Consider the following 20,724-nt stretch of genomic DNA (forward strand, 5'->3'; position numbering starts at 1 on the left):
TCAAACCTGCAAATCATTTTTTCTCAACCCATTTCATTGTCTATGAAACGAGGCGTACTCTTCTCTCTGCTGCTGATGTTGGCAACGTCGGTGACTAGCCTGGCGCAAAAGTCGCCTGTTGATGAAACGGACATGGCCGTAAAAGGCATTCCGCGCAAAGGGCAGCGTGTTTCCGTGCAGCTGGACAGCAAGCGCGTAGAAGAATCCTGGAAAAAGCAGCTGGACGAGCAGTTCGGCAGCAAAGTAAAAGCTGACAAAGGCGTGTACACCATGGACGGGGTCGTAATCGAATCCGTATCCAAAACGCCGGTGCGCGTAATCAGCAAAGTAGATGCTGTGCCGACGGGCACCACCATCTGGTGGTCGATTGACCTGGGCAACGCTTACCTGGGCAAAGAAGCTACTCCGGTGCAGTGGAAGGCCGCCGAGGGCTACCTCAAGGATTTCGCCCGGAAGCTGTACCGCGAAGACTTGGCCGTACAGGTGGCCGAAGCCGAGAAGGCGCTGGTGTCGTCGCAGAACAACCACATGGCCGTAATTGCCAAGGCCGATGCCATCAAGAAGGACATCGAGAAGAACAAGGCTCGCAAAATTGAAATTCAGCAGCAGCTGGCCCAGAACGCCGCTGAACTGCAGCAGTACAACAACCAGGTGGACATGAACCTGAAAGAGCAGGAAGCTGCCCGCGCCGACATTGTGAACATGCGCGTAGCCCTGGAAGCCGTGAAGGAGCGCATGAACAAAATTGAGTAGTCTGCTTACTGCTATCCTCCGCGTATAGAGAACAAAAAGCCCCGCCTGAATCAGGCGGGGCTTTTTGTTTGCGTAGCATCTGGTGGTTACCGCAGCCACCGGCGGATATACTGCTCGGCGGCTTTCTCATCTTTCCAGCCCGCAATGCGGGTTGCGCCGGGGCGGCCCCGGTGCTGAAACCACAAACTCAGTGACTGCCGCACACCGGGGTAGCGGCGGTTAAGCGTAGCCCAATCGGTAGCATCGGGTAGGATGCGCTGGGCCGGCCGCGCGGGTATGGCTACTACTACCGGTTCCAGAGAGCCATTGCTATCCAGTAGCAACAAGGCCAGTGGTACCACTTCCAGCACAGTGCCCGCCGGCTGGGTTTCGGCCAAAACCAGGGCGGGTACCGGCTTGGCGACTGAAGCCGGAGAGTCTGAAACCTGCGTGCCGGGTACAAAGCCCAGGTTGCCAGGCACTGGCAGAAATTCAATCGTCTGCCCGACGCCTGCCTGCTGCACCGGCTGAAACTCTTGGGCGCTGGTATTGTAGCGCACCTCCTGGTTGGTACCGGCCGGCATTTCTACCACCACTTGTACCAGCTTGCGCTCGGCCGAATAAGTAGGCAGGTCAGTGTAATCGGTGCGGCAGCCGCTGAGCCCAGGCGCACCTGTGCTGGCTAAGGTCATCAGTAAAATCCAACGCCAGTGCATAGCGGAAGTTTTATGATTCGCCTCTACTGGGCCAGCTGTTCGTCGAGCAGCCGGAACGGGTTCAGCTGTTCTATATGCAGTACAAACCGGATGCGGTCCGTGAAATCCTTGCGGCTGCCGGGTAAACCGTTGGTGTACTGGGAGCCGACCACGGGCAAATATACCCGCAGGATGTTCTTGGCCAAAGGCAGCACCAAGCCGGCATCGTAGTACAGGGTTTGGGCACCCTGGTCGCCGGGGCGGATCTGGCGGGAGCGGCTAACAGCGCCGAAATCGGCGAACAGGGCCAGGCTGGTCACCGGCAAATCGGCTTCCAGGCCCAGGGTACTGAGCCAGCGCTGACTGCCCACAGGCAGGTAGGCCTTGAAGGCCCCGTCCCGGTCATCCGTCTGGTGTATCTGGGCCGTGAAGGTATCCGAAATCTGTTGCCGGTCAAGGAAAGCCGTCTGACGACGATAGTCCGGGCTACCGCTCAAGCCCACATAAAATGGATTATCAGCCGATGACTTCAGGAAGTAGCCGCCAAACAAACGGGCCCGAATCTGCTTTTTAGCGCTGTAGTAACGACCATAAGTGGCCGTAGCCCGGAGCAGGGCGGCTTCCCGGCTCGGGTTATCAACCGATAAATCCGGGGTTAGGTAGTTGAACTCCAGGTGGCCCGACCAGTTCTGGAGGGCATTACCGTGGCGCACCCAATACTCCAGGGTCTGGAAGCTGCTGGTTTGTCTCAGGTCCTGGTCCCGGACGGCGGTATTGGCAAAGCGCAGCAAGTGCTGAGGCCCACCAAAGGCCGAATGGGGCAGCATCAGCGTAAGGCTGGGTTCTACCTTGCGGTAACGCTCAAAGCGCTGAACCAAGATACCCGTCAGTAACTGCCGGGCTACCGTGCGGGGTAGCACATTCAGGCTAATGCTGCCAATGCCGTTCAGTTCCCGGCGGTTGAAGCTGTACATGGGCATAGCCAGATAGTTCAACCGCTTGGGCGCCAGGATATTATTGTAAAAGGCGGCTCCCAACATAAATTTATCGGAAGTGTTAGCGCCTACTACCGGCAGCCAGTTGATGAAGTTCCGGTCCCAGCGCTCCACACTGGCCAAGGGCTTCAGCTGCAGGGGTTCCCAGGTGCGCAGGGCACCGCTAATCCGCAGCTGATCGTCGCGGCGGTTTAGTTGGGGCGTCAGGTAGGCCGGGTCCACTACCACGCTGGCCACACCGGCCCGCCGAAAGTTCAGCTGGGTTTCGTCCTGTTCGTCATCCTTGGTGCCACCAAATACGGGCGTCCATTGCATTTCCAACACCTTGCCCTGGGCATCGAGGGTCGCAACGGGTACCGCAAACGGAGCCGGCGAATCGTTGCGCACCAGCACCTTCACGGCATCCGGTTGCACCAGCAAATCAGACACGGCCGCCTCGTAGCGGTTCTGGGTTGCAAGCATGTCGCGGAAAAACCAATCCAGCTTCTGTCCGCTCACTTCCTCAAACACGGCCTGCATATCGGCGGGATAGGGGTGGCGAAACTGCCAGCGCTGATAGTACGTGCGCAGGGCAGCATCAAACTTTTCCTGACCCAGATAACCCGCCAGATATTTCAGCAAAGACGCCGTTTTGCTGTACACGATAATGCCATAGTTGAGCTTACCGTAATCGGGCGAAGCAACGCCGCTCACGGCCTGATCGAGGCCCCGGGCGGCTACGGCCTGGTAGGGAACCTGGTTAAGTGCCGCCGCCGGCAGGCCATCCAGTCCCAGCTTCGTGGCCAGGCCCGGCGACTTCACCAGAAACTCCAACTGCCCGGCCACTGGGTTATCCAACTCGGCCACGCGGTTTTCCACGTAGGAGTTCACGCCTTCATCCAGCCACGGAAATTCCCGCTCATTGGAGGCCAGGATGCCGTAAAACCAATTGTGGCCTACCTCGTGCACAATGGCCGCGGGTTGCGTTACGGTTACCATTGGGTACTCCATGCCTGAGCCGGCACTCAGGGCGCCGTCCACGGCCGTTGCGGAGGCGTACGGATACTCGCCCACCCACTGCGAGTAGTAGGTTAGGGCCTTGTTCACATCCTGCAGGCCCTGCACCCACTTTTCGGCGTCTTTGTTGGTAAACAGAACCCACGAGGTTACTGGCTTGCCGGAGGGTAGGGTAACGCCGCTTTTAAGCACGTTAAAGCGTTTGTCGGCAAACCAGGCAAAGTCATGTACCCGGTCCTGAACGTAGCGTAGCGTTTTAGTTTCGGCAGCCGAAGCCGGAAACGACAGGTCGTTGCCGAAATCCTTTTGGGTTTTCTTGGCAGCCGTAGCCGCGGCCAACTGGTCGAGGCGGTGTTGCTCGTCGGGGTTCTGCAATACCCCCGTAGCCCCTACCACGTAGTTGGCTGGCAGGGTAATGCGAACGTCGAATGAGCCAAACTCCGAGTAGAACTCGCCCTGATCCAGGTAAGGCATGGGGTGCCAGCCCTTCTGATCGTATACGGCAGGCTTGGGGTACCACTGCGTAATCTGGTAGCTCTGGTTAACGTGCCCGAAGCGGGAAAAGGAATCGGGAATTTTAACCCGGAAGGGAGTAGTAATGGTGATGCTGGCGCCGGGTGCCAGGGGCTGGGGCAAAACCAGGCGGGCCATATCGGGGCTGCTTGCCTCAGGCACCAGCTGGGCGGGCTGCCCGTTCACCCGAAAGTCCAGCCCATCTATAAAGCCGCGCTGTTGCTGGGTTGCAAACTGAAACTTACGGCTACCGTTGCGAAGCTGCTGCCGGGCAAAGGCCGTTTCGTTGTTGCGGTACGCATTAGGCCAGAGGTGAAACCAAAGGTAGGGCAGGGCATCGGGCGAGTTATTCGTGTAAATAATTTCCTCACGGCCGTTGAGCATATGCTGCTGGTCGTCCAAGGCTACGTCAATGGAGTACTCTACCTGTTGCTGCCAACCCGGAGCCGGCGCTTGCGCGTAGCCGACGTAGGATAGAAGTACCAGACCAGACAGGCTGAAAAACTTTTTCATGCGGAGAGGAGGGGAGGATACCGGAACGAAAGTAGGTCTTCGGCCCGGAACATGCGTTACAACCTTTGGCTGGTGGGTGCGTTTGCACGGATATTCATAACCATACCGCTGCCCGGCAGCGGCCTAACCCGACTACCTATGTCTTTCCACAAGCAGCCCAAAGACGACACCCAGCACCAGAACCACCTCGATGGCGCCGTGAATATCCTGACGGGTAACCTGCAGGAAGAAGCTACCCGCGCTGGTCTTGATAACCACTTCCAGCGTTGGATCGAGGACCTGAAGGACACCAACAACCCCGAGCTGCACCAGATTGTAGTGGATATGCAGGCGTTGAAAGCGCACTTTGGCGGGGGTACTATTGATAAGAGCTTGGTAAGCCAACTGCTCAGCCGCCTCGGAGCCAATACCAGCAAAGCAGCAAACTTCGCCGATAACCCCAACACTGCGCAGCGCATTACTAATTTAGGCGAGGCGCTCAGCGCCGCCGCCCGGCAGGTAAGCAGCGGCGGCCAGTCGAGCCCGGAGCAGGACTTGCAGCAAAACTCCGCCCAGAATTCATAGCAACTACCAGCCCAGGCAGCGCGCGCTGTTTCGCTCTTGCCTTGTACAAAAGCAACAGGCCGGCTCTCCTTGCGGAGGGCCGGCCTGTTGCTTTTGCATATGCCGGGTTGCTTACGCAGTAGCTTTGGCCACCACGTTGGTGTTGCGCTTCTCTTTGATGCGAGCTGCTTTGCCCGACAGGCCACGCAGGTAGAACAGACGGGCACGACGAACCTTACCACGACGCACCATCTCGATTTTCTCGATGTTGGGCGACAGCAGCGGGAAGATACGCTCAGTGCCAATTTGGTTTGAAATCTTACGAACCGTGAAGGTTTCACCGTTCGAGTTGGTGTTCTTGCGCTGGATAACTACGCCCTGGAACTGCTGCACGCGCTCCTTGTTGCCCTCACGAATTTTCACGTGGACATTGATGGTGTCACCGGCGGCAAAGTCGGGGAAGCTGGCGCGGCGCTCCTGGGATTCCTGCTGGATAAAATCGAGTAGTACGCTCATGGCTGGAAAAACTGTGAAGGACGGCCGCGCCGCCCTGAAGGGTTTCAGGTAAAGAGGCGCAAATATAGCCCTCTATTTTGGAATTGTGAAATGGTGAGCCGATGAAATTGTGAGTTCAACGTTCTGCCTGCGTTACTTACAGGTGCGGCGGGGCAAATCCGTTCTTCACAATAGTGTAGGCTTACTCTTGTAATAAATCTGGCCGGCGCTGTTCAGTGCGGGCCAGCGCTTGCTCGTGTCGCCAGAGGTCAATTTTCGGGGTGTTGCCCGAAAGCAGAATTTCCGGTACCGGCAAGCCACGCCATTCGGCAGGGCGGGTGTAAACCGGCGGCGCCAGTAAGTTATCTTGGAAAGAGTCGCTTAGCGCCGATTCTTCATTGCCCAGTACGCCCGGCAGCAACCGTACCACGGCATCCACCAGTATGGCAGCCCCGAGTTCCCCGCCGCTCAGCACGAAATCACCAACGCTGATTTCGTGGGTGATGTACGCCTGCCGGATTCGTTCATCCACGCCCTTGTAGTGGCCGCAGAGAATGAGCAGGTTGCCAGCCAAAGAAAGCCGGTTTACCAGGGGCTGACGCAGGGTTTCGCCGTCGGGGGTCATGTAGATTACCGCCGCGTAGGAGCGCTGCGCCAGTAGCTCATCAAAGCAGGCTGCAATCGGCTCGACGCGCAGTACCATGCCGGCTCCACCTCCAAACACGTAGTCATCAATCTGACCGTGTTTGTTAATGGCGTAGCGGCGCAGGTCGTGCAGATGAATTTCGGCCAGTCCTTTGTCCTGGGCGCGCTTCACGATGGAGTGCGCAAAAGGGCTGACCAGCAAATCCGGCTGGCACGTGACGATGTCAATCCGCATAGCAACGACCGGCTAAGGCTCCACGAATTCGTCGGGCTCGTCCCGCTCCCGCGAGGCCGGGGTCAGGTACACGTCAAGCAGGCCTTCCGGCAGATTCACGTGGAGCTTCCGCGCCGGCTGGTCGGCGTGCAGAATCAGCTCATCCACCACCGGAATCAGGATTTCCTGCCCTTTGTAGCGCATGGCCAGTACATCCTGCTGGGGCAACTCGTAGAAGGTTTCTACGGTGCCCAACTCGCCCAACTGCTCATCTACTACCAGGTAGCCAATGACGTCGTGGAAGTAGAACTGGTCGTCGGGCAGAGCGGGCAGCTCGGTTAGCGGGCGCCAAAGCTTGGCGTTACGCAGGGGTTCGGCCTCTTCAATGCGGTCCAAGCCTTTGAACTTCACGAGGGCACGCTCTGTGCTTTGGGGCTGGAACTTCTCAACGGTGTATTCCGTGAGCTTACCGGGCGTGGTGGGCAACTCCACCCACACCGATTTTAGCTTGCGGTAATCATCGAGGTTATCCACGTCGAAGGCAGCAACCACAAAGCCTTTCAGGCCGTGGGGCTTTACTACCAAACCCAGCTCGTAGCAGTCATCAAGAGTCATGGCGAGGAAAGGGGAGAAGAGAAAACGTGCGAAGGTGATGAGGCGGAATAAGGAAAAGGCGGTTAGACCGTCTATCGTCCTTATTGCCTCATCACCTCCTTACGTGAGCCTGAAATTAGGCGCCGGCTTCCTCAGTGGTTTCGGCCGAAGCTTCCGCGTCGGTCGTTTCGCCTTCGGCGGCAGGAGCGTTAGCAGCCTCCAGAGCGGCTTGCTTGGCACGCTGCGCTTCGGTGCGGGCTTCTTTTACCTTGGTTTCAGCGGCCAGACGCTGCTGACGAGCTTCTTCCTTGGCGTTGCCCAGGTTGGTGCGCTTGCCTTCGATTTTAGCGTCCTTCTGCTCTTTCCAGGCGGTGTAGCGCTCATCGGCAGTTTCCTGCGAGATGGCGCCTTTGATTACGCCCAGCTGCAGGTGCTTGCGGTAGAGCACACCACGGTAAGAGAGCATAGCACGCACGGTATCGGTGGGCTGGGCACCTTTCATGATCCAGTCGAACGCCTTGTCACCATCGAAGTTGATGGTAGCGGGGTTGGTCTGGGGGTTGTAGGTACCGATTTTCTCGATGAAGCGGCCGTCGCGGGGCGAGCGGGAGTCAGCAACAACGATGTCGAACTGAGCGGCCTTTTTGCGGCCGCGACGGGCGAGGCGGATTTTAACTGCCATAAACCGGTTTGGTTAAGCGACGCATCCCGTGCGTCTGGTTGAAAATGAGGTGCAAAGGTAATCATAGATTTCGCGGATTAAAAGCATTACCCGGATTCAATCTGTGCCTCGGCGCGACTGGTAAGCTAAACGGCATGAAAAAAGGCTGCTTCCGGTGGGAAACAGCCTTTTCAAGAGTGGTGTCAGTTGCTTACGCAGCCATGTGTACGGGTTGCTGCCACTTGCGCTTGACCTTCACTACCCCTATCTTATCCAAACTCCAGATAAACATGTAAGTGGGGTCAAGCTCCCACTTCTTCACGCCGAAGTTGACGCGCATGGGCAGCTTGTGGTGGTTGTTCTGGAACAGCTCCCCGAAGGCCAGGAAGTCGAAGGGAAGCGTGTTCTTGGAGTGGTCGTGGTTATCGAAGTTCTGGTAGCCGTATTTGTGGCCGCCCCAGTTCACGATGGCTCCGTGGATAGGACCCATCAGGAAGTGGATGGGCAGCAGCAGGAACTGCCACCAGGCCGTAGCGAACTGCACATAGAACAGCACATACAGCGCGCCCCAACCGATGCGGGAATACCACTTGTCGCCGAGGTTCTCTACGGCCCGCCACTCGGGGTAGTCACCTTCGAAACGCTGAGCCAGTTCGTAGCGGTTGTTCAGCACATCATTGTAGATGTTCTTGGTCTTCCACATCATCGTGAAAGCATTAGAAGAGTACAATGGGGAGTGAGGGTCCAGTTCCGTATCGGAGTAGGCGTGGTGCATGCGGTGCAGCAGCGCGTAGGCCCGGGGCGAAAGAAACGAGGAACCCTGGCAGATGTACGTGAACAGGAAGAAGAACCGCTCCCAGAATTTATTCATCGTGAACATCTTGTGAGCCGCGTACCGGTGCAGATAGAACGTCTGCGTAAAGAGCGACAGGTAGTAGTGCGCTACGAAAAAGAAGAGTATCGCCATGGGCAAAAAGTTAGAGGTCGAATCCAGTGGTGGCCGAAGCCCCAACGCGCAAAGCGGAAAAGCGGGGTATTAGTTCAGCCGTGGTTTTACAAAACTACGGCCACCCCTACCCAGAGTGCAATTCGCCTTTTCAAAAGGCCAAAATGTTGTTCAGGTTCAGCAAAGGTGAGGGGGTAGCAGATAACGACCTATGATCTTCGTCATCTGCTACCCCCTTTATCGGGCTGAAACGCTTTTAGTAATAGGCCTCAGCGGCTTGCCAGTGGGCTACCTCAGGCAGCGGGGCCCGGAAGCACATTTCCTCCTTGGTAACGGGGTGCTGAAACTCCAGCTGCCGGGCGTGCAGGGCAATGCTCACATCGGGCAGGGGCGCCAGGAACCCGTACTTCACATCTCCCACAATGGGCGTACCCAGACCGGAGCTAAGCTGCACCCGAATCTGGTGGGGGCGGCCGGTAATAGGATTAACCTGCAGCAGCCAACGGGAGCCTGCCTGGCCCAGCACCTGGTAATCCAGCTCCGATTTCAGGCCCTGGCTGTGACGCTCCGGGTAGGCTTTGGTGGTGTTGCGGATGGGATCTTTTACCAGCCAGTGCGTCAGGTGGCCGGTAGTGGGCTCCGGGCACTTACCGGTCAGGGCCCAATACGTTTTGTGCACCTTGTTGTCGCGGAACATTTCGTTCAGGCGGCTCAGGGCCTTGCTGGTTTTGGCCAGCGCTACCACGCCGCTCACGGGCCGGTCGAGGCGGTGAGCCACGCCCACGAAAGCGGCGCCGGGCTTCTTGTACTTGAAGCGCAGGTATTCCTCGGCCTTAGCGGAGAGGGGCTCGTCGCCGGTGGCATCGCCCTGCACGAGCAGGCCCGCGGGCTTATTGATGATGAGCAAGTGGTTGTCTTCGAACAGAATTTCCTTCTGCTCCGACCACAAATTCGGACGATTCACTCTGGAAAAATTACCAATTAATAATTAGCAATTAAGAATTGTAAAAGCGCTTTGAAGGCGTACAAACGCGGCAAAGTGGGCAAAAGCAATTCTAATTATTAACTATTAATTATTCAGTACTACTTAAAATTAATACGCTTCGTCCTGGGTAGGGAAGTCGCGCGACTTTACATCCTGAATGTAGCGCTGCACCGCGTCGTGCATCACATTGCCGAGGTCGGCATACCGGCGCAGGAAGCGGGGCTTGAACTCCTTGGTGATGCCCAGCATATCGTGCACTACCAGCACCTGGCCGTCCACCTCGGGTCCTGCTCCGATGCCAATAACCGGAATGGTAAGCTTCTCGGCTACCTGCTTGGCCAAAGAGGAAGGTATTTTTTCCAACACCAAGGCAAAACACCCAATTTCTTCCAGCAGCAGCGCGTCTTCAATCAGCTTCTGCGCCTCCGCCTCTTCTTTGGCCCGCACCGTGTAGGTGCCAAATTTATAAATACTTTGCGGAGTAAGGCCCAGGTGACCCATCACGGGAATGCCAGCCGTCAGAATGCGGGTGATGCTGTCCTTGATTTCGGCCCCGCCTTCCAGCTTGATGCCGTGGGCCCCCGATTCCTTCATAATCCGGATGGCCGAGCGCAGGGCTTCCGACGAGTTGCCCTGGTAGGAGCCAAAGGGCATATCTACCACCACAAAGGCCCGCTTTACGGCCCGCACCACACTCTGGGCGTGGTAGATCATCTGATCAAGGGTGATGGGTAGGGTAGTTTCGTGGCCGGCCATCACGTTGGAGGCCGAGTCGCCGACCAGCAGCACATCTACCCCGGCACCGTCCAGAATCTGGGCCATGGAGAAGTCGTAGGCAGTGAGCATGGAAATTTTCTCGCCGCGTTGCTTCATGGCCAGCAGTTGGTGCGTGGTCACGAGTTTGACTTCTTTGTGCTGGGACATGGGCTTGGGGGTCTTAGAGTCTTGGATATCGTGCGGAAAGCCGGTGGCCTAACCGGAAGCCAAAACTGCGGATTTTTTTAGAAAGAGGGCCACCCGCCCATTCTGCCCAAAGCCTACTACCCCGCCAGGCCCCAAACTCCTGCTTAGAAATTCAGGAAGGTTTTGTTGCGGCTCAGCTTCAGATCCTGAAGTAAGGTTGATTTCGCGGCGATATTGACGAAGTAGCCCCGGGTAGGGCCAAACGGGCGCCAGTTGCCGGTGATCTGCCAGCAGTGCAGGTCCTTGGTGATATCGAGGTTGGTAAAGGCCGGCGTCTTGTTCACAAAATCGTAGTTGGTGCTGAAGCCGAAGCGCAGGGTTTCGGTGAGCTTTACGGAGCCGTTCAGGTTCAGAGAAGCTCCCGAATAGGGGTTAAGGCGAGGACGGTTCAGCCGGGACGGCAGCGGCCCCGGGTCGCGGTAGGATATGGTCAGGTTGGTGTTCAAATCCCAGGGAATGCTGAAGTCCACGTAGTCCTCGTAGGGGTCGATGCGGGTAGGGGAGCCCAGGGAAGGGTCGTTGACGGGGGCTACGTCGCGCCGAATGGTGGACTTGCGGTTGCCCTGGGCGGGGTTGAACTGGTAGGTAATGGTAGTGGAAGCGTCCATCAGGCGGGCCAACCGGATTTTGTCCTGCTGCCACAAGTACTTGTCCTTCAGCATACCCAATGAGTCGCGCTGATAGAAGCTGAAGCGGGCGTTTATATTGACGCTCAACTTCCGGGCTATCTGCGTGCGGAAGCCACTTTGTAAGTCCTGGAGCTTAAAGCTGGGAGCGGCAAAATCGTAGGCCGTGCTGAAGTCCAGCCCATCAATGAGGCTTACTTTGTTGAAGGGGGTAGTGCCGGTGGTATCGTTGGAGTTGCGCACCTTCATTTCTACCTGGTTTTGCAAGGAAAAAGTCAGCAGCCGCACGTCGCGGGTGGTGCGGGCCGCAAACAGCGAGTTGGTAAAGCGAGGCAGCAGCAGCCCGCCCTGGTTGTCGCGGTACAGCGCGGATTCGGAGTAGAGCTGGCCGGTAGATGGGTCGCGCAAGTCTCCCAGCTGCACTAACTGATACGGCTGGTTCCGGTTGTTTCTGTCGAGCGGGGAAGGCGGGGCCGGCGAGTAGCTGAACGTAAGCAGGGGCGTTACTTTGTGGCGCAGGGCCTGAATCTTGCGCGTGCCCTTGCGCACAATGGTACCGTAGAAATTGGTGCCCAGGTTGGCATTGGCCGAGAAGTTATACAGGCGGTTGAAGCCGCGAATGGTGTCGATGCGCACGGCCTGGGCTTCCCGCACAAACTGGTAGTTCAGCTCCTTGAAGTACCAGGTTTCGCCGTAGGTTATCCCCGGGTTGAAGTTGAAATACTTCAGTAGGTTGAAGCTGCCCAGCGTAATGCCAAAATCGTGCTGCATGCCAGTCTGGGAGTTGCGCAGCAGCTTGTTGAGGTTGGAAAACCGCACGGGCAGCACGGTGGTTTCGTTGGAGCCGCCCAGCAGCGGAATGGCTCCCCCGTTGATCTGGCGGGCCGGCAGCGAGTTGGACAGCGTGTTGTTGTAGCGGACGGTGTAGGAAAAAGCCAGCTGCTCGTAAATTTTACCCCGCGACTCCAGACCCAATAGCTCGTACACGTACTGGCGCGCCAGCTGCGCCGATACGTCGGGCAGAATGAAGTCCATGGTGCCGGCCTGGGTGTTTTGGTTCTGGCTCAGGTTGACGCTGTAGTTGATGGGCGCGTTGCGCAGCTGCTTGGAGTAGCTGATGTTGGACTGGAACGCGGGCGTGAGGTAGAGGCGCTGGTTGTAGGAGTTCTGGCGGTAGTAGTTGTTGCTGCTCACGTTCACGTTGGCCGAGAAGCGGCCGCCGTTGGGGCGCGGCACGGGGGTGTGGTTCCAGGCCAGGGCGAAGTTGCGCGAGGAGCGCGGAATGTTGTAGGCCGGGTTGGTATTGACGTCGGTGCTGCCCAGCAGGCGCTCAGTCGGCTGCTCGCTGTAATTGAAGGAGAACAGCCCACTAAAGCGGTAGCGCGTGATGTACTGCATTTCGGCCGTGCCCCGCCAGCCCCCGAACCGGTCGGCGTTGCCGGAGTAGATGTCGCCGGTGAGGCGCACGCCAATGTGCTCGTTAGCAGCCCAGTAGTAGCCGCCGTTGCGCAGAAAAAAGCCCCGGTCAGCGGCCTGCCCGAAGGTAGGAATGATCAGCCCCGAAGCCCTTTTGTTGCTTTTGGGGCTGGGAAAATAGCCAAACAAAAAGCCCAGCGGCGTCGGAATATCGCCGATAACCAGATTGAAAGGACCGGTTACTACCTTTTGCTTCGGGCCCGGGACCAGCTTCATTTTGCTGGCGTTGATGTAGAAGTGCGGGTGCTCCAGGTTGCAGGTGGTATATACCGCGTTGCGGCCGAAGGCTTCCCCCAGCGCATTCTTTTTGAGGGTTTCAGCGTGAATAAAGCCCTCACCCTGCTGGGTAACCACGTCGGTAATGCGGCCCCGCTTGGTTTTGATGTTGTAATCGATGCGGCCGGCCTGGTAAGATTCGGCACCCTGCTTGAACAGGGGGCGGTCCTGCACCCGGCCGGTGGAGTCCTTGGTGCCTTCGGCCGTAACCAGGTTTTTGCTGTAGTCAACGGTAATCAGCGCGGCCTTCAGGTTCATGGTCCCGTAGTCCACGTTGGCTTTGTCGTACAGGATGGCGCGCTTGTTCTGCACCTCAAACCGGATGGAATCTTGGGCCGTGTACTTAACGGTGGTTTCCACGGCGCCTTTGCGCCCCCCGGCCGCCACGTTCAAGGAGTCGGGAGTGCCCTGAACAACCGCCGCAGTATCGCGCACGGGGGCCGCGGGCTGAGGGGCGTTCAGGATGCGGGGCGCGGGCCGCACGTCTTCGGGCACGTTCGTCGTGCGGGGCCGTTGCTGCGCCTGCCCGGAGTGCAGCAGGCCCAAGCTCAGGAACAGAAAGAGCAGTAGTGGTAGCCGCGGCAGCGGGGAAAGCGCACTCCACATAGAATTGAACACAGGCGCGAGTGGGGCCACGTAGTTTTTATCGTTTATTTTGTGGCGGTTTGCAAAGGTAGCGGGTCGCTGCCCCAACTAACGAACTCCGTGCGGAATATTGTCGCTCTGGGCACGGCGGCCCTGCTATTTCTCGCCGGCTCTACTTCCTCTTCTACTCCGCGGGCTACGGCGCCCGGCGGGGCGGCTCCCTATAAGTATCGGCTGCGGACGGTGGTGCTGGATGCCGGCCACGGCGGCAAAGACCGGGGCTGCGTCGGCGTGAAGGCTCGCGAGGCCGATGTGGCCCTGAAAATTATTCTGGAGCTGGGCCGGCAGATTGAGGAAAACATGCCCGAGGTGAAAGTGGTGTACACCCGCAAAACCGACGTGTTCGTGGAGTTGGCCGACCGCGCGGGCATCGCCAACAAGCATAACGCCGACCTGTTCATCTCGGTCCACTGCAACGCCAGCGCCCCGGCGGCCATCGGGACGGAGGTCTGGACCATGGGACCGCACAAAACGGACGCCAACCTCTCGGTAGCCAAGCGCGAAAACGCGGTAATTCTGCAGGAAGAAAACTACCAAGAGCGCTACAGCGGCTTCGACCCCACCTCGCCCCAGAGCCACATCCTGTTTTCACTCTACCAGAGCGCCCACATGGTTAACAGCCTGCGGTTTGCCCAAAAGGTGGACCGGCAGTTCCGGACCACCGTGGGGCGGCCCTCGCGGGGCGTGAAGCAGGCCGGCTTTCTGGTGCTCTGGAAATCCACCATGCCTTCGGTGCTGATTGAGTCGGGTTTTCTGACTAACCGCCAGGAAGAGCAATACCTAAACGATAAAGCCGGGCAGTCGTATATGGCCTCGGGTATCTACCGGGCCTTCCGTGACTATAAAAATGAGCTGGAAGCTACCACCGGTGAATAGCCTTGCCTGGCCGGTGCCCCCCGGTCCGCTGCTCCCGACTCCCTCTTCACCCAACTGCTGACCCCGTGTCGAAAGAAATCAAAGTGGCCCTGCTGGGCATTGTGGCCGTGGCCCTGCTGATTGTAGGGTTTAACTTCCTGAAGGGTAGTAATATTCTCTCCACGGACCGCACGTACTACGCCAAGTACGACAACGTGGACGGCCTGAACGTGGGCAACCCTGTTATCCTTAACGGTATTAAGGTAGGCCAGGTCAAGGAAATGACCCTGGTGCCGGAGGAAGGCAACCGCGTGAAAGTAGCCGTGGAGCTGCAGAAAGGCGTTACCGTCGGCGACTCCACCGTGGCCAGCCTGAGCGGCTCGCTGCTGGGCTCCAAAACCATTACCCTGTTTCTGGGCAAGAACACGAAGGTGTATGATGGGGGCGAGGAGCTGAAATCGTACACTGTGGCCAGCATTACCGATGCGTTTCAGGCCAAAGCCCTGCCCGTGCTGGGCACCGTTGACTCTACCTTGATTAAGGTGAACGGCTTTCTGAACAAGGATGCCAAAGTAAGCCTGCAGGCTACCCTGCAAAACGCCCAGGGCAGCACCGAGGCCCTGAAAAATCTGCTGCTGATGAACCAGCGCAATATCAACCAGATTACCTCCAACATGGCCCGCCTCACGGCCGACCTGAACAAGACCAGCGCCAAGTTCGACCGGATTGCGGCCAACTTCTCTACCCTCAGCGACTCGCTGAAGAATGCACCCGTGGGTCCGGCCATGCGCAAGCTCAACGCCACCATGACGGAAGCCCAGGGCACGATGACTACCCTGAACCGCTCCCTCAGCGACCAGCAGGGCTCCCTGGGTAAGCTCCTGCGCGATTCTACTCTCTACAACAACCTCAATGCTACGGCCGCAAGCTCCAACGCCCTGCTGCAGGATTTGAAGGCTAACCCCAAAAATTACGTGCACTTTTCGGTGTTCGGGGGCGGCAAGGCCAAGCAGAAAACCGAAACGACCACCAAGCCTAACGGCGAGGTAGAAAAGGAAACCAAAACCGTAGTGCCCGCCACCGGCGCGGTTGTGACGCCCGCCGCTAACTAGCGCCGTGAGGGCGTGCAACTGGCAGCAAGCATGGTAGGACCACACCGGCAAATCCTTTTACCTTTGAAATCCGCCCCACCCAGGGCGGATTTTTTGCTCTTACCCACCCATCCCACCCACTTTTTATCCCACCCCAATGGACCTCGAGTTCAACAAAAACGAAGACAGCATTAAGCAACTCAACTTTCAACTGCAGCAGCGCCTGCAGCGCGTGGCCCTGGGCGGCGGTGAGAAGCGCATTGCCGCCCACAAAGCCAAGGGCAAGCTCACGGCCCGGGAACGAATCGAGTACCTGCTCGACAAAGGCGCAGAAACCGTGGAAATCGGGGCGTTTGCGGGCGAGGGTATGTACAAGGAAGAAGGCGGCTGCCCCTCGGGCGGCGTGGTAGTGGTTATCGGCTGGGTGCAGGGTAGGCAGTGCGTGGTCGTCGCCAACGACGCCACCGTGAAGGCCGGAGCCTGGTTCCCGATTACGGCCAAGAAAAACCTGCGGGCCCAGGAAATCAGCATTGAAAACAAGCTGCCCATTATTTACCTGGTGGACTCCGCGGGGGTGTACCTGCCTATGCAGGACGAAATTTTCCCGGATAAAGAGCACTTCGGCCGCATCTTCCGCAACAACGCCGTCATGAGCAGCATGGGCATCGTGCAGCTGGCCGCCATTATGGGGCCCTGCGTGGCCGGCGGGGCGTATTTGCCCATTATGAGTGATGAGGCCATGATTGTGGACGGCACCGGCTCAGTGTTTCTGGCCGGTTCCTACCTGGTGAAATCAGCCATCGGCGAAACCATCGACAACGAAACCCTGGGCGGGGCCACTACCCACTCCGAAATTTCGGGCGTGACGGACTACAAGTTTGCCAATGACGAGGAATGCCTCGACCACATCCGCAACATCTTCGACAAGCTGGGCGGCCACGCTACGGCTGGTTTCTCGCGCAAAGCCCCCGCACCGCCTAAGGAGAACCCCCAGGAAATCTACGGTCTGCTGCCCGCCGACCGGGTGAAGCCCTACGATATGATGGACATCATCCGGCGTCTGGTGGATGACTCGGAGTTTGAGCCCTACAAGGACCTTTACGGCCAGAGCCTGATTTGCGGCCTGGCGCGCATAGATGGCTGGGCCGTGGGCATTGTGGCCAACCAGCGCAAAATCGTGAAAACCAAGAAGGGTGCCATGCAGATGGGCGGCGTTATCTACTCCGACTCCGCCGACAAAGCCGCGCGCTTCATCATGAACTGCAACCAGAAGCGCATTCCGTTGGTGTTTCTGCACGACGTGTCGGGCTTTATGGTGGGTAGCCAGTCGGAGCACGGCGGCATTATCAAGGACGGGGCCAAGATGGTGAATGCCATGAGTAACTCCGTGGTGCCCAAGTTCTCGGTAATTGTGGGCAACTCCTACGGGGCTGGCAACTACGCCATGTGCGGCAAAGCCTACGACCCCCGCCTGATTGTGGCCTGGCCCACGGCCCAACTGGCCGTAATGAGCGGAGCCGCCGCCGCCAACACTCTGCTGCAGATTCAGGTAGCCGCCGCCGAAGCCAAAGGCGAGAAGCTCACCGACGAGGCCAAGAAGGAGATGTTCGACCACATCAAGGCCCGCTACGACGAGCAACTCTCGCCCTACTACGCCGCCGCCCGCCTCTGGGTCGATGCCATCATTGACCCGCTGGAAACCCGCAAAGTCATTTCCCAAGGCATCAGCATGGCCAATCACGCGCCCATTGAGAAGGCATACAACGTGGGCGTGATTCAGGTGTGATGACTATTCTGCTGGAGGATCCACCTCAGTTTCGGTGGCAAACGGACTTAGATAGGTTGCTGCCAACGATTCGCCAACCGGTTGAAGAGTTGAATTGGGTTGTTTCCAATCTGCAGTGCTGGCATTTAAAAGAGTTTGTACCGACGGTTGCTGCTTGGGAGGCACAAATGGAGCATTATTACTCCTACACTGTAGTGTCCGGCAAAACGCTTTATGACACTTTTGTTGATAAGAACATACAGGTGGTATGGGGTGTTTTCTGTGGCATTTCGGGCAACTTACCGGATTTGTCCAAAGATGAAGTTCCTTATGCTGATGGCAACCGAGAACTGTGGACTGAGCCGGAGTCGTTTCAATTGACTGCGTCTGAAATAGAAATTGTGTGCTGGGACAGTCACATCACTTGGGTAAAGTTTCGAGATGAAAGCCAAGGGGATGAGTTTCTAAAGGCATTTCCAGGCGGACAAATCTTACGAAACCCTATAGCAGAGTAGAATCAGGTGAAAGCTCTCTACCTCCTGGCCGGCTGCAATGGCGCGGGCAAAACTACGGCCGCCTACGCTCTGCTGCCGGGTCTGCTGGAGTGCCGGGAGTTCGTGAATGCCGATGAAATTGCGCGGGGCCTCTCGCCGTTTCAGCCCGAAACCGTGAGCGTACAAGCCGGGCGGCTGATGCTGACGCGGCTGCAGCAACTCTTGGCGGCCAGCGAAACGTTTGCGCTGGAAACCACGCTGGCTACCTGGCACTACCTGTCTTTTATCCGCAAAGCCCAGACACTGGGGTATTCGGTGCATCTGTTCTTCTTCTGGCTTAGTACCCCGGAAGCCGCCGCTACTCATGAACAAACCGGAAGAAGTGCTTTATAGCAGTGAGCAACTGCAAGCTGCATTGCATATTGCATACGAAAACATGCTGGCCTTCAAGCGCTACAAGCAGACGCCTGTAGTAATCGTGCGCGACGGGCGGGTAGTGGAAGTATCACCCGATGAGTTGACTGCTGCTGATCAGAAGGCCGCGTAACCGGATACTGAGTTGAACCAGCAACGGCCCGCCTGCACCACCCGGTGCGGCGGGCCTTTTGCGTTTCATAGGCACCGGCCCCGTACCTTTGCCGCCCACCTTACCGCCTACCCCTCCGTGACCGACGCACCCTCTGCCGCCTTCGAAAAAGCCCGTACCGGCCTCTGGACCAGCCTGCAGAAACACCTGGCGGCTGTGTACGCCGCCGAGAAAACGTTTCTGGCGGCCACGGCTTTCGTGGAAGCCTACCCCTTTGCCCTGCACACGGCCACTGAGGAGCAGCAAGCTGCTTACCAAAGCGCCCGCCACAGCCTGCGCGACCTGTACACCGACGAAACCACCCAGCTCGATACCCTGGTAAAAGCCATCCGGACCAAAGGCTACTCCGAGGATCAGAAGAAACAGCTCTACCTCCTGATTCTGGGCTATATGGATATTGCCGCCTCCGTATTTGAGCTGCTGCATACCCACGTGCCCACCAAGCAGCCCGAGGACGAGGAGCTGGCGGCCACCGCCGATAAGTTTGAGCGAGTGCGCAAATTCGCCCGGCTGAACGTGAAGGGGTTGGCGGGTTTGCTGGGGTAGGAGCCAGCAGACAGAGCCGCCGCTTCTGCGCAAAATACCGGTAGCAGGCAGCGCCCGGCGGCTTCCGGCCGTATAGCCCCTCTGGACTTAACCCGGAAGGCTATGGCGAAGAAAACTGTCTCGGAAATTATTGTGGATACCCTGCAGGCCGCCGGCGTGACGCGGGTGTACGGCGTGGTGGGCGACTCGCTCAATGGCATTACTGAGGAAATTCGGAAGCGGGAGGGCATTGAGTGGGTGCACGTGCGCAACGAGGAAGCCGGGGCCTTCGCGGCCGGGGCCGAGGCTCACCTGACCGGCGCGCTGGCCGTGTGCGCCGGCTCCTGCGGCCCCGGCAACACCCACCTGCTCAATGGCCTCTACGACTGTCACCGCAGCCGCGTGCCGGTGCTGGCTATTGCCGCCCAAATTCCCAGCGTCGAAATCGGGACGCAATATTTCCAGGAAACCCACCCTGAGCATACGTTTAAGGAGTGCAGCGCCTACTGCGAGCTGATTGGCGTTCCGGACCAGGCCGTGCGCACTACCGAAATAGCCATCCAGACGGCCCTTACCCAGCGCGGGGTTGCCGTTATAGTAGTCCCCGGCGACATTAGCCACCAGAAAGCAGAAGCTCCGGAGCCCCGCCTCCCCGTGCTGCGCAGCCGGGCTACCCTAGTACCGGCCCTGGAGGATATCCGCGCCGCCGCCGACCTGCTCAACACGGCCGACAAAGTAACCATCATGGCCGGGGCCGGCTGCGCCGAAGCCCACGCCGAGCTGCTGCAGGTAGCCGAGCTGCTGGGCGCCCCCGTGGTCCATGCCCTGCGCGGCAAGGAATACGTGGAGCCCAACAACCCCTACGACGTGGGCCTGACCGGACTGCTGGGCTTTCCCTCGGGCTACGAGGCCCTGATGGACGCCGACGCCATGCTCATGCTCGGCACCGATTTTCCCTACGCCCAGTTTTTGCCCCAGGATGTGCGCACCGTGCAGGTGGACGTTCGTGGGGAGCACATTGGGCGGCGGGCCCGGGTAGAGGTAGGCCTCGTGGGCGACGTGGCCGCCACGCTGCGCGAGCTGCTACCCCTGCTCAACCACAAACAGGACCGCCACCACCTGGAAAAAGCCCTGGAAAACTACCGTGACACCCGCGCAAGCCTCGATGAACTGGCCACCGGCGAGCCCGGCGACACCAGCATGCACCCCCAGTACCTAGTGCGCCTGCTGAATGAGCAGGCCGCCGAAGACGCCATCTTCACCTGCGACGTGGGTACGCCTACCATTTGGGCGGCGCGCTACCTGCGCATGAACGGCCGGCGCCGCCTGGTAGGCTCCTTTAACCACGGCAGCATGGCCAACGCCATGCCCCAGGCTCTGGGAGCTCAGCTGGCTTTTCCCGGCCGGCAGGTAATTGCCCTGGCCGGCGACGGGGGCTTTGCCATGCTCATGGGCGAGCTGCTGACGCTGAAACAGCTGAAAGCCCCGGTGAAAGTTGTTATCTTCAACAACAACAGCCTGGGGTTTGTGGAGCTGGAAATGAAGGCTGCTGGCATTCTGGAGTACGGTACCGAGCTGGAAAACCCCAGCTTCGCGGCGCTAGCCGAGGCGGCCGGCGTGCGTGGCATTCGGGTAACGGACCCGGCCCGGCTCCCGGCCGCCATTGCGGAAATGCTGGCCCACCCGGGGCCGGTTATTCTGGATGCCGTTGTCAAGCGCGCGGAGCTTTCCATGCCGCCTACCATCCAGAAGGAGCAGATGTTGGGCTTTAGCCTGTACACCCTGAAAGCCATTATGAGCGGCCGGGGTGATGAAGTGCTGGAGCTAGCTAAAACCAATTTGTTGCGGTAGCCGGCCCCGGGCTGGCCCGAAAGGCCGGGGGGCTGGTTGCCTCG

The 20,724-nt window shown here is 58.5% G+C and carries 20 protein-coding genes; 10 read left to right on the forward strand and 10 right to left on the reverse strand.

The annotated features are described in order from the left end of the window. The first annotated feature begins 42 nt into the window (after nt 1-42). A complete protein-coding gene (locus tag GGU46_RS04335; protein ID WP_139925908.1) occupies nt 43-753 on the forward strand; it encodes a DNA repair ATPase in 711 nt (236 codons plus the stop codon). Between the two features lie 86 nt (nt 754-839). Here GGU46_RS04335 and GGU46_RS04340 read toward each other — a convergent pair whose 3' ends face one another. Next, the gene (locus tag GGU46_RS04340; RefSeq protein ID WP_183402304.1) at nt 840-1,424 is read right to left on the reverse strand and encodes an inorganic diphosphatase; all 585 of its coding nucleotides are present in this window, start codon (nt 1,422-1,424) and stop codon (nt 840-842) included. Between the two features lie 47 nt (nt 1,425-1,471). After that, complete coding sequence (locus GGU46_RS04345; RefSeq protein WP_183402305.1) at nt 1,472-4,444, reverse strand: M1 family metallopeptidase; 2,973 nt, start codon at nt 4,442-4,444, stop codon at nt 1,472-1,474. A gap of 138 nt (nt 4,445-4,582) precedes the next feature. Between GGU46_RS04345 and GGU46_RS04350 the strand changes: the two genes are divergently transcribed. Beyond that, entirely contained in the window at nt 4,583-5,008 is a 426-nt protein-coding gene (locus GGU46_RS04350) for a hypothetical protein (protein ID WP_183402306.1), read from the forward strand. 111 nt (nt 5,009-5,119) lie between these two features. On the opposite strand, the gene rplS is transcribed toward GGU46_RS04350, so the two are convergent. The 8 genes from rplS to GGU46_RS04390 all read right to left on the reverse strand — a co-directional run bounded on the left by rplS (nt 5,120) and on the right by GGU46_RS04390 (nt 13,474). Beyond that, nucleotides 5,120-5,503 (reverse strand): 50S ribosomal protein L19, encoded by a 384-nt coding sequence (gene rplS, locus GGU46_RS04355; RefSeq protein ID WP_183402307.1) that lies wholly within the window; start codon nt 5,501-5,503, stop codon nt 5,120-5,122. A 181-nt stretch (nt 5,504-5,684) separates the two neighbouring features. Next, nucleotides 5,685-6,362, reverse strand: a complete 678-nt coding sequence (gene trmD / locus GGU46_RS04360) for a tRNA (guanosine(37)-N1)-methyltransferase TrmD (RefSeq protein WP_183402308.1) — start codon at nt 6,360-6,362, stop codon at nt 5,685-5,687. Nucleotides 6,363-6,374: 12 nt separating this feature from the next. Further along, nucleotides 6,375-6,956, reverse strand: a complete 582-nt coding sequence (rimM, locus tag GGU46_RS04365) for a ribosome maturation factor RimM (RefSeq protein ID WP_183402309.1) — start codon at nt 6,954-6,956, stop codon at nt 6,375-6,377. A gap of 115 nt (nt 6,957-7,071) precedes the next feature. Then, nucleotides 7,072-7,617 (reverse strand): 30S ribosomal protein S16, encoded by a 546-nt coding sequence (locus GGU46_RS04370; RefSeq protein WP_183402310.1) that lies wholly within the window; start codon nt 7,615-7,617, stop codon nt 7,072-7,074. A 190-nt stretch (nt 7,618-7,807) separates the two neighbouring features. Next, nucleotides 7,808-8,563: an acyl-CoA desaturase gene (locus tag GGU46_RS04375; protein ID WP_183402311.1), complete on the reverse strand. Its 756-nt coding sequence runs from the start codon at nt 8,561-8,563 to the stop codon at nt 7,808-7,810. 235 nt (nt 8,564-8,798) lie between these two features. Further along, entirely contained in the window at nt 8,799-9,506 is a 708-nt protein-coding gene (locus GGU46_RS04380; RefSeq protein ID WP_183402312.1) for an RluA family pseudouridine synthase, read from the reverse strand. Between the two features lie 129 nt (nt 9,507-9,635). Next, complete coding sequence (gene panB, locus GGU46_RS04385) at nt 9,636-10,451, reverse strand: 3-methyl-2-oxobutanoate hydroxymethyltransferase (RefSeq protein WP_183402313.1); 816 nt, start codon at nt 10,449-10,451, stop codon at nt 9,636-9,638. Nucleotides 10,452-10,594: 143 nt separating this feature from the next. After that, on the reverse strand, nt 10,595-13,474 hold the full coding sequence (locus tag GGU46_RS04390) for a putative LPS assembly protein LptD (protein WP_183402314.1): 2,880 nt from the start codon (nt 13,472-13,474) through the stop codon (nt 10,595-10,597). 99 nt (nt 13,475-13,573) lie between these two features. On the opposite strand from GGU46_RS04390, the gene GGU46_RS04395 reads away from it, so the two are divergent. From GGU46_RS04395 to poxB, 8 genes are all read left to right on the forward strand, one after another. Continuing rightward, the gene (locus tag GGU46_RS04395) at nt 13,574-14,389 is read left to right on the forward strand and encodes an N-acetylmuramoyl-L-alanine amidase family protein (protein ID WP_183402315.1); all 816 of its coding nucleotides are present in this window, start codon (nt 13,574-13,576) and stop codon (nt 14,387-14,389) included. Between the two features lie 65 nt (nt 14,390-14,454). Then, complete coding sequence (locus tag GGU46_RS04400; protein WP_183402316.1) at nt 14,455-15,480, forward strand: MlaD family protein; 1,026 nt, start codon at nt 14,455-14,457, stop codon at nt 15,478-15,480. Between the two features lie 136 nt (nt 15,481-15,616). Continuing rightward, complete coding sequence (locus GGU46_RS04405) at nt 15,617-17,245, forward strand: acyl-CoA carboxylase subunit beta (protein WP_183402317.1); 1,629 nt, start codon at nt 15,617-15,619, stop codon at nt 17,243-17,245. Continuing rightward, the gene (locus tag GGU46_RS04410) at nt 17,245-17,739 is read left to right on the forward strand and encodes a hypothetical protein (protein WP_183402318.1); all 495 of its coding nucleotides are present in this window, start codon (nt 17,245-17,247) and stop codon (nt 17,737-17,739) included. The genes GGU46_RS04405 and GGU46_RS04410 overlap by 1 nt, the downstream gene beginning before the upstream one ends. A 6-nt stretch (nt 17,740-17,745) precedes the next feature. Further along, complete coding sequence (locus GGU46_RS04415) at nt 17,746-18,111, forward strand: zeta toxin family protein (RefSeq protein ID WP_183402319.1); 366 nt, start codon at nt 17,746-17,748, stop codon at nt 18,109-18,111. A gap of 22 nt (nt 18,112-18,133) precedes the next feature. Beyond that, nucleotides 18,134-18,265, forward strand: coding sequence for a hypothetical protein (locus tag GGU46_RS22285; RefSeq protein ID WP_262890920.1), 132 nt, complete (start codon nt 18,134-18,136; stop codon nt 18,263-18,265). 117 nt (nt 18,266-18,382) lie between these two features. Then, nucleotides 18,383-18,850, forward strand: coding sequence for a hypothetical protein (locus GGU46_RS04420; RefSeq protein WP_183402320.1), 468 nt, complete (start codon nt 18,383-18,385; stop codon nt 18,848-18,850). A 102-nt stretch (nt 18,851-18,952) separates the two neighbouring features. Beyond that, on the forward strand, nt 18,953-20,680 hold the full coding sequence (gene poxB / locus GGU46_RS04425; protein WP_183402321.1) for a ubiquinone-dependent pyruvate dehydrogenase: 1,728 nt from the start codon (nt 18,953-18,955) through the stop codon (nt 20,678-20,680). Nucleotides 20,681-20,724: the final 44 nt, after the last annotated feature.

The organism is Hymenobacter latericoloratus (assembly GCF_014199535.1).
In the GTDB taxonomy this organism is placed as follows: domain Bacteria; phylum Bacteroidota; class Bacteroidia; order Cytophagales; family Hymenobacteraceae; genus Hymenobacter; species Hymenobacter latericoloratus.

Excerpts from the sequence above, each read along its gene's own strand:
- GGU46_RS04335 (WP_139925908.1), top strand. The coding sequence starts at position 43 with ATGAAACGAGGCGTACTCTTCTCTCTGCTGCTGATGTTGGCAACGTCG.
- GGU46_RS04340 (WP_183402304.1), bottom strand. The coding sequence starts at position 1,424 with ATGACCTTAGCCAGCACAGGTGCGCCTGGGCTCAGCGGCTGCCGCACC.
- GGU46_RS04345 (WP_183402305.1), bottom strand. The coding sequence starts at position 4,444 with ATGAAAAAGTTTTTCAGCCTGTCTGGTCTGGTACTTCTATCCTACGTC.
- GGU46_RS04350 (WP_183402306.1), top strand. The coding sequence starts at position 4,583 with ATGTCTTTCCACAAGCAGCCCAAAGACGACACCCAGCACCAGAACCAC.
- rplS (WP_183402307.1), bottom strand. The coding sequence starts at position 5,503 with ATGAGCGTACTACTCGATTTTATCCAGCAGGAATCCCAGGAGCGCCGC.
- trmD (WP_183402308.1), bottom strand. The coding sequence starts at position 6,362 with ATGCGGATTGACATCGTCACGTGCCAGCCGGATTTGCTGGTCAGCCCT.
- rimM (WP_183402309.1), bottom strand. The coding sequence starts at position 6,956 with ATGACTCTTGATGACTGCTACGAGCTGGGTTTGGTAGTAAAGCCCCAC.
- GGU46_RS04370 (WP_183402310.1), bottom strand. The coding sequence starts at position 7,617 with ATGGCAGTTAAAATCCGCCTCGCCCGTCGCGGCCGCAAAAAGGCCGCT.
- GGU46_RS04375 (WP_183402311.1), bottom strand. The coding sequence starts at position 8,563 with ATGGCGATACTCTTCTTTTTCGTAGCGCACTACTACCTGTCGCTCTTT.
- panB (WP_183402313.1), bottom strand. The coding sequence starts at position 10,451 with ATGTCCCAGCACAAAGAAGTCAAACTCGTGACCACGCACCAACTGCTG.
- GGU46_RS04390 (WP_183402314.1), bottom strand. The coding sequence starts at position 13,474 with ATGTGGAGTGCGCTTTCCCCGCTGCCGCGGCTACCACTACTGCTCTTT.
- GGU46_RS04405 (WP_183402317.1), top strand. The coding sequence starts at position 15,617 with ATGGACCTCGAGTTCAACAAAAACGAAGACAGCATTAAGCAACTCAAC.
- GGU46_RS04410 (WP_183402318.1), top strand. The coding sequence starts at position 17,245 with ATGACTATTCTGCTGGAGGATCCACCTCAGTTTCGGTGGCAAACGGAC.
- poxB (WP_183402321.1), top strand. The coding sequence starts at position 18,953 with ATGGCGAAGAAAACTGTCTCGGAAATTATTGTGGATACCCTGCAGGCC.